Genomic DNA, 16,680 nt, shown 5'->3' on the forward strand with positions numbered 1-16,680 from the left:
TGGGGTTGGTCCTAGATATTTTCGGCATCATCGCATGTGGTACACGGAGAAGATCGCGGAGGAAGACACTTCCGCGCCTCCTGGAGCCGACGAATGTCCGACTCAAGCCCACAGTCCACGGTTGTTTGCGAAGGGCCGGCGACGATCACATCCGTCGAAGCCATCTGCAACCACTTGCATCAGGCACTTCAAACCGCCTCGCTCGTCGAGGTCGACTGTCGATCGGTCACAGAGGTGGATGTCTGCTTTCTGCAAGCCCTGATCTCGGCTCGGGTTGTGGCAGAACGGCGCGGAGTGGACCTGCGGATGCGGCAGCCGCTTGCCCGGACGCTCTCCGACGCACTGGAGCGCTGCGGCCTCGTCGCGAAATCCGGGGCGCCGCGCCCGGACCAGGAATTTTGGGTTGGGAAGGTATAAAGACATGACGAAATCGATCCTTGCCGTCGATGATTCCGCAAGCATGCGACAGATGGTCAAACTGACCCTGTCTTCCGCAGGCTATCAGGTGATGGAGGCCGCCGACGGGCGCGACGCCTTGAGCAAGGCCAAGTCCGGCAGCTTCAACATGGTGCTGACCGACCTGAACATGCCGAACATGGACGGCTTGACGCTGATCCGCGAATTGCGGACCCTCCCGGCCTATCGCGGCGTTCCGATCGTCTTCCTGACCACGGAGTCGGATGCCGGGAAGAAGGCCGAAGCCAAGGCGGCCGGCGCCACCGCCTGGATCGTAAAGCCGTTCCAGCAGGACCAGCTGCTGGGCGTCGTCCGCAAGATCGTCGGCGCATGAGCAGCGCCGATCCAGGCCAGGTCTTCCGCGAAGAGGCGGCGGAACTGCTGGCCGATCTCGAAACCGCGCTGCTTCAGCTGGAGCAGAACCCCGACGATCGCGAGCCGCTCGACACGGCGTTCCGTGCTTTGCACACGATCAAGGGCTCCGGCTCGATGTTCGGGTTCGAGGCCGCGGCGAGCTTCACCCACCACCTGGAAAGCGCGTTCGATCGGATGCGCAAGGGCGAACTGACCGCCACGCCGGCAATGATCGGCATCGCGCTTGCCGCCAAGGACCACATCCGCATCCTGATCGACGATCCAGCCAATGCCGACACAGCGGCCGGCGAACGGATCCTGGCCCGGCTGGCCGAACAGAGCGGCAGCGCAACGATGCCGGCGCCGCATCGTCAGGAGCCTGACGATGCGGACGATCGGGCGACTTGGCGGGTCCGTTTCAAGCTCGCTCCCGACGCGCTGGAGCGCGGAACCAACCCGTTGCTGCTGCTCGACGAGCTGCGCGGGTTGGGGGATGCCGAAATCGTCGCCGTGACCGATGACGTTCCCCCGCTGGAGGAGCTGGAGCCGACCCGTTGCCACATCGCGTGGGACGTGCTTCTTACCACCACCAGTCCGCGGTCGACCATCGAAGACGTGTTCATCTTCGTCATCGACGAAACCGAACTGACCATCGAACCCGTCCTTGCATCCTCTCCCACGCCGGCGCCGGCGCCGACGATGGTTTGCGATCTCCCCGATCCGTCGGTGCCGACGCCGCCGGACCCTGTCCAGCCCGTCACCCAGCCGCCCCAATCGAAGGCGGATGCGGGTCCGGAAAAGGGGAAAGCCCAGCCGGTAGCCAATTCGATCCGCGTGCCGGCGGAACGGCTCGACGATCTGATGGATCAGGTCGGCGAACTGGTGATCGCCCACGCCCGCCTGAAGCAGCTCATTTCCGACAGTGTCGATCTTCAGATCAAGTCCGTTACCGAAGAGATCGAGCGGTTGTCCAACGGGTTGCGCGACATCACCATGGGCATCCGCATGGTTCCGGTGGAAACGCTGTTCGGCCGGTTCCGCCGGCTTGTCCGCGATCTTTCGCAGGAACTCGGCAAGGACGTGCTCCTGACCATGTCCGGCGAGGAGACCGAGCTGGACAAGACGATGATCGAGCGGCTGAACGATCCGCTCGTCCACATCATCCGCAACAGCCTGGACCACGGGCTGGAACCGGCGGCCGACCGGCTGGCGGCGGGCAAGCCGCGGCAGGGCCGCATCCACCTGTCGGCGCGTCATGCGGGAACCCGCGTGCTGATGACCATCCGCGACGACGGGCGCGGGCTGGACCGCGACCGCATCCGGGCCAAGGCCGAGGAGCAGGATCTGATCCCGCCCGGCGCCAAGCTTTCGGACGCAGAGCTGTTCCAGCTGATCTTCCATCCCGGTTTCTCGACCGCGCGGACATTGACCAGCGTATCCGGGCGAGGCATCGGCATGGACGTCGTCAAGCGCACGGTCGACGGGCTGCGCGGGACCATCGAGGTCTCCAGCACCGCCGGAGGCGGCACCGAGATCACCCTCGGCCTGCCGCTGACGCTGGCGATCATCGACGGCCTGCTGGTCCGGGTCGGTCAGGGGCGCTACGTCATCCCGCTGTTCGCCGTCGAGGAATGCGTGGAACTGCCGCCGGACGTCGAGCGCCGCCACGCCGGCCGCAATTTCCTGAACATCCGCGGCGCGCTGGTGCCGTTCCTGCGGCTGCGCGACAGCTTCAACGTCCGCCATCCCCCCGATCCCTATCAGAAGATCGTCATCATCTCTTCCGGCGACAAGCGGGTCGGGCTGGTGGTGGATCAGGTTCTGGGCGACCACCAGACCGTCATCAAGTCGATGTCGAAGCTCCACGCCGACGTCGCCAACTTCTCCGGCGCCACCATCCTCGGCGACGGTTCGGTGGCTCTGATCCTGGACATCGCCCAGATCGTCGCCGCCGGACAGATCCAGGAGCAGCGGCGCGAAGCCTCTTAAGGCGGCGCGCCACAGGACGATTTCACCGAAAGACGCGACAGGGAGGCTGGGATGGCCGTCACCGGGACAGAGACCTTCGAAGCATTGACCCTGGGGCTGGGCGGCGAGATCTTCGCCATCGACGCCAATTCGGTCCACGAAATCCTGGACATCGTGCCGCAGACCGAGGTTCCGGGCGCGCCGCCCCTGGTCAGCCATCTGATCAACGTCCGCGGCAAGGTGGTGCCGCTCGCCGACCTGCGGATCCGGTTCGGCATGGAGTGCACGCCGCCGACCATCGACACCCGCATCGTCGTCGTCGAGATCGAACTGGACGAGGAGCCGACGGTGGTCGGGCTGCTGGCCGACAAGGTCCATGAGGTGACCAGCATCGCCGGCGCGTCGATCGAGGACACCCCGGACATCGGCATGCGCTGGAACCCTGAGCTGATCAAGGGAATCGGCAAGCGCGGCGACGACTTCATCGTCATTCCGGACATCGTCCGGATCTTCACGACCCACTGACCAAACCGAGATCCGGCCACCGGACACCAGACCGACCGGCCCCGCCCCATCCACAGGGACCGCCATCCAGATCTGCGGAGCAAGGAACGACCATGCGTATCTCAATCAAAGCGAAAATCATCGCGGCATTCGGCACGGTCATCCTGCTGTCCGCCGCCACCGCTGGCATCGCCCTCAACGGCCTGTCGGACCTGAACGAGAAGATCGACCAGCTGGTCAATGTCTCGTCACAGCGGATCAATGTCGCCCGCCAGATGCCGGGCACGGTTTATCTGATCCAGCGGGAGGAAAAGAACTTTCTGCTGTCCAGCAGCGACGAGGACATGGACCGCTTCGACAAGGCGATGCTGGCTCGCCGTGAGGAGTTCAAAGGGATTCTGGAACAGTATCGGCGCGTCGCGGATGCTGAAGGCCTCCGCAAGCTGGCACAGATCGAAGCGCTGATGGTGGAGTTCGGTACCGCTCAGGACAAAGTGCGTTCGATCGGTCGAATCCGGTCGAACGCCAAGGGTGCCGACCTGCTGACAGGCGCCGGCAACGATGCCGTTATCGCGGCGCAGGAGGCCTTGCGCCCGCTACTCGACCGTGTCGAGAACGGGACGCAGGCGACGGCGGAACAGATCGCCATCGCTCATCTGATCCGGCGCATGACGACCGATTGGGGGACCGCGCGCATCATCGTCAGAAACTCCCTGCTCATTTCCGACGACGCGGCGACGGCGGCGGCACTCAAACCGCTGCCCGATCTGCTGAAGAATATCTCCCAGCAACAGGACCGCATCCGCAACCGTTTGACGTCAGACGAGGATCTTCGGGCCTTCAACGTCTTCGTCGAGCGCTATCATGTCTATGAACGCTTCACCGACGAGGTGATCGCGCTGTCCTTGAAGAACACCGAGAACAAGGCGCTGGCGATTTCCATCGGCGACGTGCGTACCGCCGCCACCAAGCTGGGCCAGGCGGCGAACGAACTGGTCGCCGACGCCGAAAAGGGCATGGCGGCGGACAAGCAGACGGCCGAGGCCACCTACGCCCAGATCCGTGCGATCACCATCGGTGCCGTTGCCCTTGCCCTGCTGATCGCCATCGCCGCCGGCGCCTACATCGCGATTTCCATTGCCCGCGGCCTCGGCAAGGCGGTCGGGCTGGCCGATGCCGTGGCGGTCGGCGACCTCAGCCAGAAGGTTGAAGTGTCGAGCGACGACGAGATCAAGGATCTGGTGACGGCGCTCAACAGCATGACCGCCAACCTGCGGGCGACCGCGGATGTGGCCGAGGAGATTTCCCGCGGCAACCTGACCGTCCAGGCCCGTCCGCTGTCCGACAAGGACACGCTGGGCATGGCGCTGGAAACCATGCTGGAGAAGCTGCGCGGCGTCGTGACCGATGCGCTGTCCGCCTCGGACAATGTGGCGGCGGGCAGCCAGGAGCTGTCGGCCAGCTCCGAGGAACTGTCGCAGGGCTCCACCGAACAGGCGTCGGCCGCCGAGCAGGCTTCGGCCTCGATGGAGGAGATGGCCGCCAACATCAAGCAGAATGCCGAGAACGCCACCCAGACCGAGAAGATCGCCCGCCAGTCGTCCAAGGACGCCCAGGCCTCGGGCGAGGCGGTCAACAAGGCGGTGCAGGCGATGCAGACCATCGCCGAAAAGATCAGCATCGTCCAGGAGATCGCCCGCCAGACCGACCTCTTGGCGCTGAACGCCGCGGTGGAGGCGGCGCGGGCCGGCGAGCATGGCCGCGGCTTCGCCGTCGTCGCGTCCGAAGTGCGCAAGCTGGCCGAGCGCAGCCAGGGGGCGGCGGCGGAAATCAGCTCCCTGTCGGCGGAATCGACCAAGATCGCCCAGGAGGCCGGACAGATGCTGTCCCGGCTGGTGCCCGACATCCGCAAGACCGCCGAGCTGGTCGAGGAGATCAGCGCCGCCTGCCGCGAGCAGGACATCGGCGCCGAGCAGATCAACCAGGCGATCCAGCAGCTCGACAAGGTGACGCAGCAGAACTCCAGCGCGTCGGAACAGATGGCGGCGACATCGGAGGAGCTGTCCTCGATGGCGACCCAGCTGCAGGACACGATCTCCTACTTCACGGTCGAGGAGAAGGCCTCCGCCCGCAGCATCGCCCGGACCCCGGCACCCCAGGCGGCTCCCGCAAGGCCGGTGCCCGCCGCCGCCCGCCGCCCCGCCGCGGTCATCACCATGTCCCACAAGCCGGCGGCGAAGCCGAACGGCAAGGACCGCGGGGTGAAGATCGCTCTCGAGGGCGGCAACGGGCCCGACGATATGGATGCCCGCTACACCGCGATGTGATCGCACCGGCAGGGGGTGGCGCAGTCGGCGCCGCCCCTTGCGGGAAGCCCCATGCGTTCCGCCTTTTCAGTCCCCCCGTCCACCGATCCGGAAACCGCAGATGACCAGCGCGACCGCGCCCCGCGAACCGGCGCAATATGTGACGATCGGCATCGATCGCGAAGTGTTCGCCATTGAGGTCGGCATCGTGCGCGAGATCCTCGACCTCCAGCCGATCACCCGCCTGCCGCATGCCCCGCCCTTCCTGGTCGGCATGATCGACGTGCGGGGACAGGGGGTGCCCACCGTCGATCTGCGGGTCAAGCTCGGCCTGCCGGCGGTACAGCCCACCGCCAACACCCGGATCATCGTGCTCGACGTGCCGCAGCAGGGGCAAGGGGCTTCGCTGACCGTCGGTGTGGTTGCAGACCGCGTGTTCGAAGTCACGTCGCTCGATGGCCAGGACCTGGAAACGCCGCCCCAGGTGGGGGGGCGCTGGCGGTCCGACTGCATCCAGGCAATCGGCCGCTCCAACGGAACCTTCGTCATCGTCTTCGACATCGCCCGTCTGTTCGCACAGGACGACGTGGCCCTGCTGACCATGGCGGACGCCGCATGATGATCGATGCCGACGTCCCGCCGCTCGCCGACGGAGCGGCACCGCCGTCATCCCGTGATGGCCTGTCGCACCGTGATTTCAGCCGGCTGGCCGCCATCATCGAAACCCACGCCGGCATCCGCATGCCGCCGACCAAGCGGACGATGGTGGAAGGCCGGCTGCGGCGCCGGTTGCGCAGGCTGGACCTGCCGGACCTGAACGCCTATTGCCGCCATGTGCTGGACGGCGACGGGCTGGAGAGCGAACTGGTCGACCTGATCGACGCGGTCACCACCAACAAGACCGACTTCTTCCGCGAGATCGACCATTTCCGCTACCTGATGGGCACGGCCATTCCGGCCTTGTCCCGCCTTCCCCATCATCCCGGCCGCGACCGACCGCTGAAGATATGGAGCGCCGCCTGCTCGACCGGGGCGGAACCCTACACGGTGGCCATGCTGCTGTTGGAGCAGGAGCGTGCGGGCATGCCGATCCGCCATGAGATCATCGCGACCGACATCTGCACGGAGGCGCTGGCGGCGGCCCGGCTGGGGGTTTATCCCGCCGAAATGGCCAGAATGGTGCCCGAACCCTTCGCCTCCCGCTATCTGATGCGGTCGCGCGACCCGGATGATCCCACGGTCAGGCTGGTGCCGCGGGTCCGCCAGTCCGTCCGCTTCGGCCGCCTCAACGTGATGGAGCCGGCCTATCCGGTCCCGACGGACATGGATGTGATCTTCTTCCGCAACATCCTGATCTATTTCGACAAGACGACGCAGAAAAAGGTGCTGGAGAAGCTGTGCGGCCATCTGCGCCCCGGCGGCTGCCTGTTCGTCGGCCACAGCGAGACCATCACCAACATGGATCTGCCGCTGAAGCAGGCCGGATCCGCCATCTTCATCCGGAGCTGAGCGATGAGCCAGAGGATCCGCGTGCTGATCGTCGACGACTCCGCGACCGTCCGCCAGACCCTGACCGATATCCTGTCGTCCGATCCGCAGATCGAGGTGATGGGAACCGCCGCCGACCCCTATGCCGCCGTCCGCCGGATCGCGGAGGAAGCGCCGGACGTCATCACCCTGGACGTCGAGATGCCGCGGATGGACGGCATCACCTTCCTGCGCAAGCTGATGAGCCAGCATCCCATTCCGGTGGTGATGTGCTCCTCGCTGGTGGAGGACGGCAGCGAGACCCTGATGCAGGCGCTCGAAGCCGGCGCCGTCGACGTCGTCCTGAAGCCGCGCATCGACACCCGCCAGAGCCTGCTCGACGCCCAGGTCCGCATCTGCGACACGGTCAAGGCGGCGGCCCGCGCCCGCCCGCGCCCGCGCGCCCGCGTCGCTGCTGCAGCGCAGGCAGAGGGCCGTCCCCGAAGCCCCGAGCCGAAATTGAGCGCCGACGTCATGATGCCGGCGCCCGGCAAAGGAGCGATGGCCCGGACCACCGAGCATGTCGTCTGCATCGGTGCTTCGACCGGCGGCACGGAAGCCCTGCGCGAGGTGCTGGAGGCCCTGCCCGCCGACAGTCCCGGCATCGTCGTCGTCCAGCATATGCCGGAGAGCTTCACCGCCGCCTTCGCCCGCCGCCTCGACAGCCTGTGCGAGGTCACGGTGCGCGAGGCACGCGACGGCGACACGGTGCTGCGCGGACAGGTTCTGATCGCGCCGGGCAACCGCCATATGCTGCTGCAACGCAGCGGCGCCCGCTATCTGGTGGCGGTGAAGGACGGGCCGCTGGTCTCCCGCCACCGACCGTCGGTCGATGTGCTGTTCCGCTCGACCGCGCACTGTGCCGGGGCCAATGCCATCGGAGTCATCATGACCGGCATGGGGGACGATGGCGCCACCGGAATGCGCGAGATGCAAGAAGCCGGCGCCTTCACGCTGGCCCAGGACGAAGAGAGCTGTGTTGTATTCGGAATGCCGAAGGAGGCGATTGCCCGCGGCGGCGTTGGAAAGGTGGTGGGGCTTTCCTCGATCGCCCGTGAAATCCTGCGCCACGACCGATCGTGACGCTGCGTGCTCTCCGCCAGACACAACTGACTGAATAGAGGCTTCGGTATGGACAGCATCCTTGACAGGACGGCCTTCCGGGACGTCACCGGCCTTGGCGTCGGGCTGGTCCGGTCGCTGAAGGCCGACCTGCACGATGCATCGGCACCGATCGAAGCCGCGTTCCTGGTGGTCGGCGAGACCTTGTCGCGGACGCTGGACCTTATGGCAGTCATCGGCGACCGGTTCCGTGCCCTGTCCGTGCTGATCGACAATGAAGACGGCGTCGCCGCGTCCCGCCGGCTGGGACAGGTCCGCGAGGTGACCGACGGGCTGGCGGCCAACCTCCGGCAAACGCTGGATGACCTGACCGGGCTGGATGGGTCGGGCGCCGAGATGGCGGCCCTGCTCGGCAACCTGTCGCAGATCATCGGCGAGATCACCGGCCTGGCGATCAACGCAAAGATCCAATCGGTCCAGATCCGCTCCGGCGCCGATGATTTCAGCGTCTTCAACCGCGAGATCGACCGGCTCCACCGACTGGCCGAGGAAGCGACGACACAGGCGATCGGCCATCTGGCGGCTTTGCAGAATGCCATTTCGGCGGCAAAGGACGGTGCCGCCATCTTCCAGCGCGACAACCGGACGCGTCTGGACGATGTCGGACGACGGCTGCAGGGCAGCCTCGACAAGCTGACGGCCTGCCGCAGCACTGCACAGCAGGCCGCGCGGCGCTTTGCCGGCCGTGTCGGCGAGGTCAGCCAGCGGATCGCCGGCTGCATCAGCGATCTCCAGGTCGGCGACCTCACCTGTCAGCGGCTTTCCCACATCGGTACGGCGCTGGACGTGCTCGAACTGCTGGCGGAGTCGCCTCAGGCGGCCGCGCTGCCGCCGGATCTGCAATGGCTCGCTGAGTTGGACGACCGTCACCGGATCGACCTGTCGGCGGCGATCTGTGCCTTGCAGATTCGCCAATATGGGGATGCGAACGGCGATTTCGGCGGCCAGGTGGCCTCCCTGAAGGCGAATTTGGAAGCGCTTGTCCGGGATGCCGACGCCATCGCCCGGGAGGCGATGGACCTGTTCGGTTCGAGTCTCGCCTTGCCCGATGCCGGTGAGGACATCGGTGACTCCGTTCTGGCCGGCGTCGCAAACGACGTCGACCGCGCCCTGGACCTTCTGCATCGCTATTGCCGGTCCGACGATGTCCTGCGGGAGCGGGTGGTCGAGGTTTCCCATGGTTTCGACGCAATGGGCCGGGATGTCCTCGCCATTCGGTCCATCGACACCGACATGCGGTTGATGGGGCTGAACACGACGCTGAAATGCACGCGCCTTGGACCGGAGGGGCGGGGACTCGGCGTTGTGGCGCAGGAACTGCGCGCGTGCAGCCGGCGGACCGAGGACGTGTCGAAGGCAATCACCTCGGCGATCCAGGCCGCCAACCGGCGCGCGACCCTGTTGGACCAGAGGTCAGGCGCCAATCATCGGGTGGCCAGGGAACTGGCTGAAGAGATGTCGAATTCGATGGATTGCCTGAAACGGTTGCATGCCGATCAGATGCACTCCCTGTCGGTCCTGACCGGAAACTGCCTGGATGTGTCCAAACTTCTGACCGGGACCATCGACCGGCTTGCCATCGAGCGGCGGCTGGAAGAATCCGCCCAACGCTTCGTCGAGCGGGTCGAGGCGGCCTCCAGGATGGGGGAAATTCATGCTCCCCACATCGCCGACGATCTGAATCGCCTATTTGCCAAACTCTACACCGCGGAACGGGAGCGGAAAACGCATTCCCAACTCTTCGGCGGCATTTGCCTGCAGGAGAGCCAGGAACAGAACGGAACTGTCGACGACTTCTTTTTCTGAATGCGGAGTGATCGCGGTCCGATCCGGGAGGCCGACAGCTGCCATGACCTGCCGGTCGCTCCCGATCTGCTGGGCCAAGCCTTCCAGGTGGGCGAGCCCGCGATCGGGTCTGGCTGACCAACATCACCTGCTACAATCAACAGCGCGCACACTCGGCCATCGGCTACAGAACACCCGAGCAGGCCGCGCGACAATCCGTATGAACCTGTGCCTACTGAACAAGGCCAAGATCAACACCGAGGTGATCAGGCGCCGCGCACCCTGGCGCATCGGGGACGCCGCCGAGTTCGCCATGCTCGAATGGGTGGACTGGTTCAATCACCGGCGCCTGCTCGAACCCATCGGCAATATCCCTCCCGCCGAAGCCGAAACAGGCTACTATGCCCTAGCTGAGGACGCCGCCATAGCGGCGTGACCCAACCAAACCGGCATCCGGCAAACCCGGCGCGGTTCAGTGCCCCTTCCACACTGGATGGATGAGAGTCGCTCATAATTGCTAGTATATCCATATTTTACCGTGCTTATCTGATAATGAAAGCGTTTTTAAATGATAGCTACCACGCTTTCGTCACTGCGAACCAAACGCGCTTTTTCAATGGAAGGTCTTCATGCGCATACGGCTAGGTTACAAGCTGACCTTCAGCTTTCCTGCTCCCACGCCAATGATCGTGATGCTGAACGTGCATTACTCACGTGTTGGAGACCTGGAGCAGCCAGATCACATCGTCGTCAGCGTACCGGCGCCGATCCAGGGTTACCGTGACAGTTTCGGCAATTGGTGCAGCCGTCTGGTCGCACCCGCCGGCTCTGTCACCATCAGCGCCGACAGCATCATCCGAGATAGTGGGCTCCCCGACTTGGTTCAGCCCGGCGCCGCACAGCACCCTGTGGACGAACTGCCCACCGATACCCTGCTGTTTCTGCTTGGCAGCCGCTATTGCGAGACCGATGTCCTGTCCGACGAGGCGTGGCGGCTGTTCGCGGGCGTTGCGCCGGGTTGGGCACGGGTCCAGGCGATCTGCGACTTCGTCCATGGTCATGTGACCTTCGGCTACGAGCATTCGCGGCCGACACGGACCGCGGCACAGACTTATGCCGAAAAGCACGGGGTCTGCCGCGACTACGCCCATCTCGCCATCGCCTTTTGCCGCGCCATGAACATTCCCGCGCGCTACTGCACTGGCTACATCAGCGACATCGGCGAGCCACCACCCTATGCGCCGATGGATTTTGCGGCTTGGATGGAGGTGTATCTCGGTGGCCGTTGGCATGTCTTCGACCCACGGAACAACACTCCCCGCATCGGACGAATCCTGATTGCACGGGGTCGCGATGCAGCCGACGTGCCGCTTACCCACACCTTCGGCCCCAATCTGCTGACAGAGTTCAAAATCTGGACGGATGAGGTCGGACCCTGAATTGCTTGACCAGCCTTTGCAGAGGAACCGGGTAGAGTATCAGGCGGTTCCCGGCTTCAGGGACCGGTCCGTCAGGGCGTGCCGTATGGCAGTCAGCAGAGGCTCCGGGCTCAGTGGCTTGTGCAGCAACAGGAAACCGCTGGCGCTCGCTTCCCGGATGCGCGCGGGCGAGGTGTCGCCGGTCAGAAGAATTCCGGGCAGCCGGGCGGCGAAGTGCCGCTCCAGCCGGCGGATTGTCTCCGATCCGGTTTCCGTGCCCTTCAGCCGGAAATCGGCGATGACCAAATCCGGCACCCCGTTCCCCAACCGCTCTACCGCCGTGTCGCCATCGGATGCCGCCACCACATCGTAGCCCAATTCATGGAGGAAGGCGGCGACACCGTCGAGAACGGTCGGGTCGTCGTCGATCACCACCACCCGCTCGCCGTTGCCGCCCTCGGATACGGCCATCTCCTCGTCCTTCGGAAGGGAATCGTCCGGACTGGCCAACGGAACCAGGATCTCGAACATCGATCCCTGCCCTGGCGCCGATTTGACCCGTATCGGGTGATGGAGCAGCGCGGCAAGGCGTTCCACGATGGAAAGCCCCAGCCCCAGCCCCTGCCGCCGGTCACGCTCCGGATTGTCGACCTGATGGAACTCCTCGAAGATCGATGCCAGCTGGTTCGGCGGAATGCCGCGCCCGGTGTCCCAGACCTGAATGCGCAGGTTCAGCCCGGCGCGACGGCACCCCACCAGGATCCGACCCCGGTCGGTGTATTTGATCGCGTTGGCGATGAAGTTCCGCAGGATGCGCTCCAGCAGCTTGGGATCGCTCCGCACCGACAGGCTCGTCCGAACGCTGTGCAATGTCAGCTCGGCAGCCTCGGCCAACGGCGATAGCTCGGTGCACAGCGAATCGATCATCGTCTGGACCGGACACGACCGGAGCGTCACCTGGATGATGCCGGCGTCAAGGCGCGACACATCCAGGATGTCGTCGAGCATGGCGGTCATGGCGCCCAGCGCGTTGCCCATGCTGACCAGCAGTTTTGCCGCCGCCTCGCCCTGCGGCTGCATCGCCACCAGATGATGGAACATCAGCAGGGCCTGGACAGGCTGACGCAGGTCGTGGCTGGCAGCGGCAAGAAATCGGGTTTTGCTGGCGCTTGCCAGTTCGGCGGCAGCCTTGGCGGCCGCGAGGGCTTCGCGCACGCGCACCTGCTCTGTGACGTCTTCCATCGCCAACAGGATCAGCCGGCCCGCCTGATTGAGCCGGCGGGCGTTCAGCAGCAGGGTTCGGCGTCCCTCGGCGCCTTCGTCGCCGACACCCCGACCGATGGTCAGTTCCAGCGCATCGACGACCGTGCCATCGGGTATGATCCGTTCCAGTGCCAGGCGCAGTTCGGGATCGGCCAGCAGACCGCCGGCCGTCTCGGCCAGTTGGAGGCCGAGCACGCCGTCCGGCGTGGTGGCGAAGGATCGGTGGAAGGCCGCACTCGCGCCGACCACCCTCAGCATCTCGTCCAGCACCAGAAGCGGTTCGCGGACCGTGTCGACGATGGCCTGGGCGAAATCGCGCTCAGCCCGCGCCGTGCGCAGCACTCCCGCCCGTTCGATGACCAGCCCCAGCACGCTGGCGATGGCCTGGACGAATTCCAGGTCGGCATCGCTGAACCGTCCGGCCTTGCGGCTCAGAACCGTGAGAATGGATGGTCCGCGTGCCGCGCCGCCGAAGGGAACCGACAGACCGCTGACGAAGTGGCTGCCCGATAGCGCCATGGAGGAGCGGACACGTTGATCGGTGGCGAAATCCTCCACAATAGACGGCTGGCGGGACCGGAACACCCGTCCGACCAGTGTCGACATGTCGCTGGGGATCCGGACGGCAGGCTCCTTTGGAACGGAGAGGCCGGCACTGCCGAGCAGGACCAGATCGTCAGCGTCCCCGGTGCGCTGGCCCGATGGATCCTCGCCGGGACCGAGGATGGCGACGCCGTCCGCTCCCAGCCCTTCGGCAATCAGGCGGGCTGCTTCCGCCAGTGTATCCGACCCGTCCGCTCCGACGAGGTCCTTGCGTCCGAGATCGGCGATCAGCTTGTACTGGCGGGCCTGCAGAGCCATGGCCAGGCTGGTGCGCTTCAGCGGCGTCACGTCGCTGAAGGTGATCACGACCCCCTCCCCCCGGCCTTGCTGGGTCCGGTAGGGCTGGATGCGGCGCAGGAAGGTCGCGTCGTCATCCGTCGACACTTCGCGTTCCGCCGGCATCAGGGATGACAGCACCGACCGGATGTCGGGCAGCAGGCAAGGATCTGAAAAATGCCGGGCGATGTCGGTGATCAGGCGCCCGGTATCCTGCGGCAGCAGAGCGAAAAGCCGGGTCGCCGACGGCGTGAAACGTTTGATCCGCAGGTCTGACGACAGGAAGACCGTGGCGATGTCGGTGCTGCTCAGCAGATTGCCCAGATCGTTGGTGGTCGCTTCCAGCTCGTCGACCTTTTCATGCAGCTGGGAGTTCAGCGTGCTGAGTTCCTCGTTGAGGGATTGAAGCTCTTCCTTGGATGTCTCCAGCTCCTCCGTGGTCGACTGGTACTCCTCGCCGATCGACAGGATCTCCTCGTTGGCGACCCGCAGCGCCTCGCTGGTGGCACTGAGTTCTTCGACGGTGTCGTTCAACTCCTCACGGGTCATGCGCAGCTCGCTTTCGAGCTGTTCGACACCGTCAATTTCGATCGGCGGCGGCGCGGACTCGGCGACCGGTGTGCTTGGTGCAGCGTGGTCCGCCGTGAATGTCACCAGAAGCAGGTCACTGCCGGCCCGTGGGAAACGCACCGGGATAACCAGAACGGTCACCGGCACCACAATGCCGTGACGCTTGTGCCGGATTCCGGAGATTTGAACCCGGCCATGCGAGGCGAGCGCCTGTGCGACGGCGCGGCGGAGCTGCAGGCGCAATTCCCCGCGTGCCATCGCCGTCAGATCCCAGGGCGGTTCTCCCGTCGGCAGGTCGAGGAAATCGCCGGTCGGACCGAAGAGATACTGGATGCGATGCAGCCCGTCGATCAGAACTGCCGCCGGCGCGTATTCAAGCAGCAGGGCCTGTCGGATGATGTCCGCCGGGCCGGTGCCGCGCAAGGGGGTGGGCAGTGTCGGCACCGGGACCGCAGACCGCCCGCCCGTCGGCGGGACCGCCATCGCACTGCTGCGCGTCGCACCGATCTTCCGGTAAAGGCGCCATTTTTTTGAAAGAGGTGCGAACAGGTTGGAGAGCGTGTCAAGGTTCTCCGCCGTACCGAGGAACAGGCCGCCATTGTCCAACAAGGCGAAATGGAACAGGGCGAAGATGGCCTTCTGCACGTCCGGCTCGATATAGATCAGCATGTTGCGGCAACTGATCAGGTCGAGCTTGGAAAAAGGCGGATCGCTGAGCAGATCGTGCTGGGCGAAGGAAACCACATCGCGCAATGGCTTGGCGACCTTGTAGCCGTCCTCGACCTTGGTGAAGAAGCGGGCGAGCCGTTCGACCGACACGTCGACCGTTATGGTTTCGGGATACAGACCGGTGCGGGCGACAGTCAGCGCCCGATTGTCCACGTCGGTTGCGAAGACACGGAAGCCGGGGGATACGCCGCTCCGTGCGCAGGCCTCCATCAACAGGATAGCGATGGAGTAAGCCTCTTCCCCGGTGGCGCAGGCCGGGACCCAGACGCGGATCGGCTTGCCCGCCGGCTGGTTCCGCACCAGCGGGACGACGTACTCTCCGGCCAGGATGTCGAACGCCGGGCCATCGCGGAAAAAGCGCGTCACGCTGATCAGGATATCGCGGGACAGCAGTTCGATTTCGGCCGGGTGGGTGCCCAGAAGGGCCCGGTATTCCGTCATCTCGGCGATATGGTGAATCCCCATGCGCCGTTCGATGCGGCGGATCAGCGACCGCGGCTTGTAAGCCTTGTGATCGCGCTTGGTGTGCGCGCTCAGCAGATCGAGAATGCCGTCCAGTGCGCCGTCCGGCGCATCGGCCTTCTGAACCGTTGCCGGGCCGATATAGGGTTGGTGGACGAATTCGACGATGGCACCAGGCATGCGCTCCGGCGGCAGGATATAATCGGCCATGCCGGTGGCGATGGCGCTGCCCGGCATGCCGTCGAATTCGGCGGTCGTCGGATCCTGCACGACCACCAGCCCACCGCATTCCTTGATCGAACGCAGTCCATTGGTGCCGTCGGCGCCGGTACCGGACAACACGACGCAGATCGCCTTCTCCTGCTGGTCGGTTGCCAGTGTGCGGAAGAAGATGTCGATTGGCAGGGTCGCGTCGACAGACTGCCGCGATTCACGGATGCGCAGTTGGCCGGCCTCCATCGTCGGCAACCGACCTGCCGGAGCGATGTAGATGTGATCGGCCTCCAGCGGAATCCCGTCATGAGCAGTATGGACCGGCAGCACCGTCACATTCTTCAACAGGTCGGCAAGCAATCGTTCATTGTTCGGAATCCGGTGCTGAATCACCACAAAGGCCAAGCCGCAGTCAGCCGGTACCGCTCTAAGCAGGGCCGTGATCGCTTTGAGGCCGCCAGCCGAGGCACCGATACCGACGATCGCCAAAGGGCCGGGCCGCATGCGCCGCCGTTCATTCTGATCCATGCGGGGAATGTCCTGACAATGACGATCCGTGCCTTCATCCGCTGACATCATGATCGCCTCCCGTCAATACGATGATCCCAGCCAGCGGAATTATTAGCCAAGCCTCGGCCCGCCGGATCTCATGGCAGGAAAGCATGGAGCTGGCATGCAGACACTAAACAATTAGAGTACTTATGAAATCACCGCATGACCTCAAACAGACAAAAGTCAAAACAACCATACCCACAATTATACGGTAGTTTTATGCCCATAATGCAATATGCCACAAAGTTAGCTCGCAAGTTGTAGCCTGTCAATCAATAATTTTTTTACTTTGTTGTTTTCACGCCATATGGCATTCCGTAAATATATATGCGTTATTCTGCACAGAAACGCTAACCAGAATGGAAGAATATTGATTCCATATCGGCGCGATGCGGCGAATATGAGGCTCAGCCACGCCTACCATGACAACAGGTTGGCATTACCTATGCCTGGACCAATGGGATAACCGGTTGGTCTGTCCGGTTGCGGCCAACCGCTTCGCAATGGGCCGGAGGACGTCAAGTCCCTTGCGGTGGGTCTCTCATCGCCGGCTTCACGCTTCCGTCCATGGC

The 16,680-nt window shown here is 64.6% G+C and carries 11 protein-coding genes and 1 pseudogene; 11 read left to right on the forward strand and 1 reads right to left on the reverse strand.

The window, feature by feature from the left end; all coding sequences use genetic code 11:
* Positions 1 to 93: 93 nt before the first annotated feature.
* From A6A40_RS15820 to A6A40_RS15870, 11 genes and pseudogenes are all read left to right on the forward strand, one after another.
* Positions 94 to 417 carry an STAS domain-containing protein gene (locus tag A6A40_RS15820; protein WP_108546886.1) on the forward strand — a complete coding sequence of 108 codons (324 nt, stop codon included), beginning with the start codon at positions 94 to 96 and terminating at the stop codon, positions 415 to 417.
* A 4-nt stretch (positions 418 to 421) separates the two neighbouring features.
* Complete coding sequence (locus A6A40_RS15825; protein WP_108546887.1) at positions 422 to 790, forward strand: response regulator; 369 nt, start codon at positions 422 to 424, stop codon at positions 788 to 790.
* Positions 787 to 2,799 (forward strand): chemotaxis protein CheA, encoded by a 2,013-nt coding sequence (locus tag A6A40_RS15830; RefSeq protein ID WP_108546888.1) that lies wholly within the window; start codon positions 787 to 789, stop codon positions 2,797 to 2,799. Before A6A40_RS15825 ends, A6A40_RS15830 begins: the two co-directional genes overlap by 4 nt.
* Before the next feature lie 51 nt (positions 2,800 to 2,850).
* On the forward strand, positions 2,851 to 3,303 hold the full coding sequence (locus A6A40_RS15835; RefSeq protein ID WP_108546889.1) for a chemotaxis protein CheW: 453 nt from the start codon (positions 2,851 to 2,853) through the stop codon (positions 3,301 to 3,303).
* A 92-nt stretch (positions 3,304 to 3,395) separates the two neighbouring features.
* Positions 3,396 to 5,609 carry a methyl-accepting chemotaxis protein gene (locus A6A40_RS15840; protein ID WP_108546890.1) on the forward strand — a complete coding sequence of 738 codons (2,214 nt, stop codon included), beginning with the start codon at positions 3,396 to 3,398 and terminating at the stop codon, positions 5,607 to 5,609.
* 100 nt (positions 5,610 to 5,709) lie between these two features.
* A complete protein-coding gene (locus A6A40_RS15845) occupies positions 5,710 to 6,207 on the forward strand; it encodes a chemotaxis protein CheW (protein WP_108546891.1) in 498 nt (165 codons plus the stop codon).
* The gene (locus A6A40_RS15850) at positions 6,204 to 7,097 is read left to right on the forward strand and encodes a CheR family methyltransferase (protein WP_236783826.1); all 894 of its coding nucleotides are present in this window, start codon (positions 6,204 to 6,206) and stop codon (positions 7,095 to 7,097) included. Before A6A40_RS15845 ends, A6A40_RS15850 begins: the two co-directional genes overlap by 4 nt.
* A 3-nt stretch (positions 7,098 to 7,100) precedes the next feature.
* Complete coding sequence (locus tag A6A40_RS15855) at positions 7,101 to 8,198, forward strand: protein-glutamate methylesterase/protein-glutamine glutaminase (RefSeq protein WP_108546892.1); 1,098 nt, start codon at positions 7,101 to 7,103, stop codon at positions 8,196 to 8,198.
* A 300-nt stretch (positions 8,199 to 8,498) separates the two neighbouring features.
* Entirely contained in the window at positions 8,499 to 10,043 is a 1,545-nt protein-coding gene (locus A6A40_RS15860; RefSeq protein WP_236783827.1) for a hypothetical protein, read from the forward strand.
* Positions 10,044 to 10,281: 238 nt separating this feature from the next.
* Positions 10,282 to 10,458 (forward strand): annotated as a pseudogene (locus tag A6A40_RS15865) (IS3 family transposase); the annotation flags it as partial.
* Between the two features lie 193 nt (positions 10,459 to 10,651).
* On the forward strand, positions 10,652 to 11,461 hold the full coding sequence (locus A6A40_RS15870) for a transglutaminase-like domain-containing protein (protein WP_108546894.1): 810 nt from the start codon (positions 10,652 to 10,654) through the stop codon (positions 11,459 to 11,461).
* Between the two features lie 39 nt (positions 11,462 to 11,500).
* Here A6A40_RS15870 and A6A40_RS15875 read toward each other — a convergent pair whose 3' ends face one another.
* The gene (locus A6A40_RS15875; RefSeq protein ID WP_108546895.1) at positions 11,501 to 16,135 is read right to left on the reverse strand and encodes a chemotaxis protein CheB; all 4,635 of its coding nucleotides are present in this window, start codon (positions 16,133 to 16,135) and stop codon (positions 11,501 to 11,503) included.
* Positions 16,136 to 16,680: the final 545 nt, after the last annotated feature.

It is taken from the genome of Azospirillum humicireducens, assembly GCF_001639105.2.
In the GTDB taxonomy this organism is placed as follows: domain Bacteria; phylum Pseudomonadota; class Alphaproteobacteria; order Azospirillales; family Azospirillaceae; genus Azospirillum; species Azospirillum humicireducens.

Excerpts from the sequence above, each read along its gene's own strand:
- A6A40_RS15840 (WP_108546890.1), top strand. The coding sequence starts at position 3,396 with ATGCGTATCTCAATCAAAGCGAAAATCATCGCGGCATTCGGCACGGTC.
- A6A40_RS15850 (WP_236783826.1), top strand. The coding sequence starts at position 6,204 with ATGATGATCGATGCCGACGTCCCGCCGCTCGCCGACGGAGCGGCACCG.
- A6A40_RS15835 (WP_108546889.1), top strand. The coding sequence starts at position 2,851 with ATGGCCGTCACCGGGACAGAGACCTTCGAAGCATTGACCCTGGGGCTG.
- A6A40_RS15830 (WP_108546888.1), top strand. The coding sequence starts at position 787 with ATGAGCAGCGCCGATCCAGGCCAGGTCTTCCGCGAAGAGGCGGCGGAA.
- A6A40_RS15870 (WP_108546894.1), top strand. The coding sequence starts at position 10,652 with ATGCGCATACGGCTAGGTTACAAGCTGACCTTCAGCTTTCCTGCTCCC.
- A6A40_RS15820 (WP_108546886.1), top strand. The coding sequence starts at position 94 with ATGTCCGACTCAAGCCCACAGTCCACGGTTGTTTGCGAAGGGCCGGCG.
- A6A40_RS15845 (WP_108546891.1), top strand. The coding sequence starts at position 5,710 with ATGACCAGCGCGACCGCGCCCCGCGAACCGGCGCAATATGTGACGATC.
- A6A40_RS15855 (WP_108546892.1), top strand. The coding sequence starts at position 7,101 with ATGAGCCAGAGGATCCGCGTGCTGATCGTCGACGACTCCGCGACCGTC.
- A6A40_RS15875 (WP_108546895.1), bottom strand. The coding sequence starts at position 16,135 with ATGATGTCAGCGGATGAAGGCACGGATCGTCATTGTCAGGACATTCCC.
- A6A40_RS15825 (WP_108546887.1), top strand. The coding sequence starts at position 422 with ATGACGAAATCGATCCTTGCCGTCGATGATTCCGCAAGCATGCGACAG.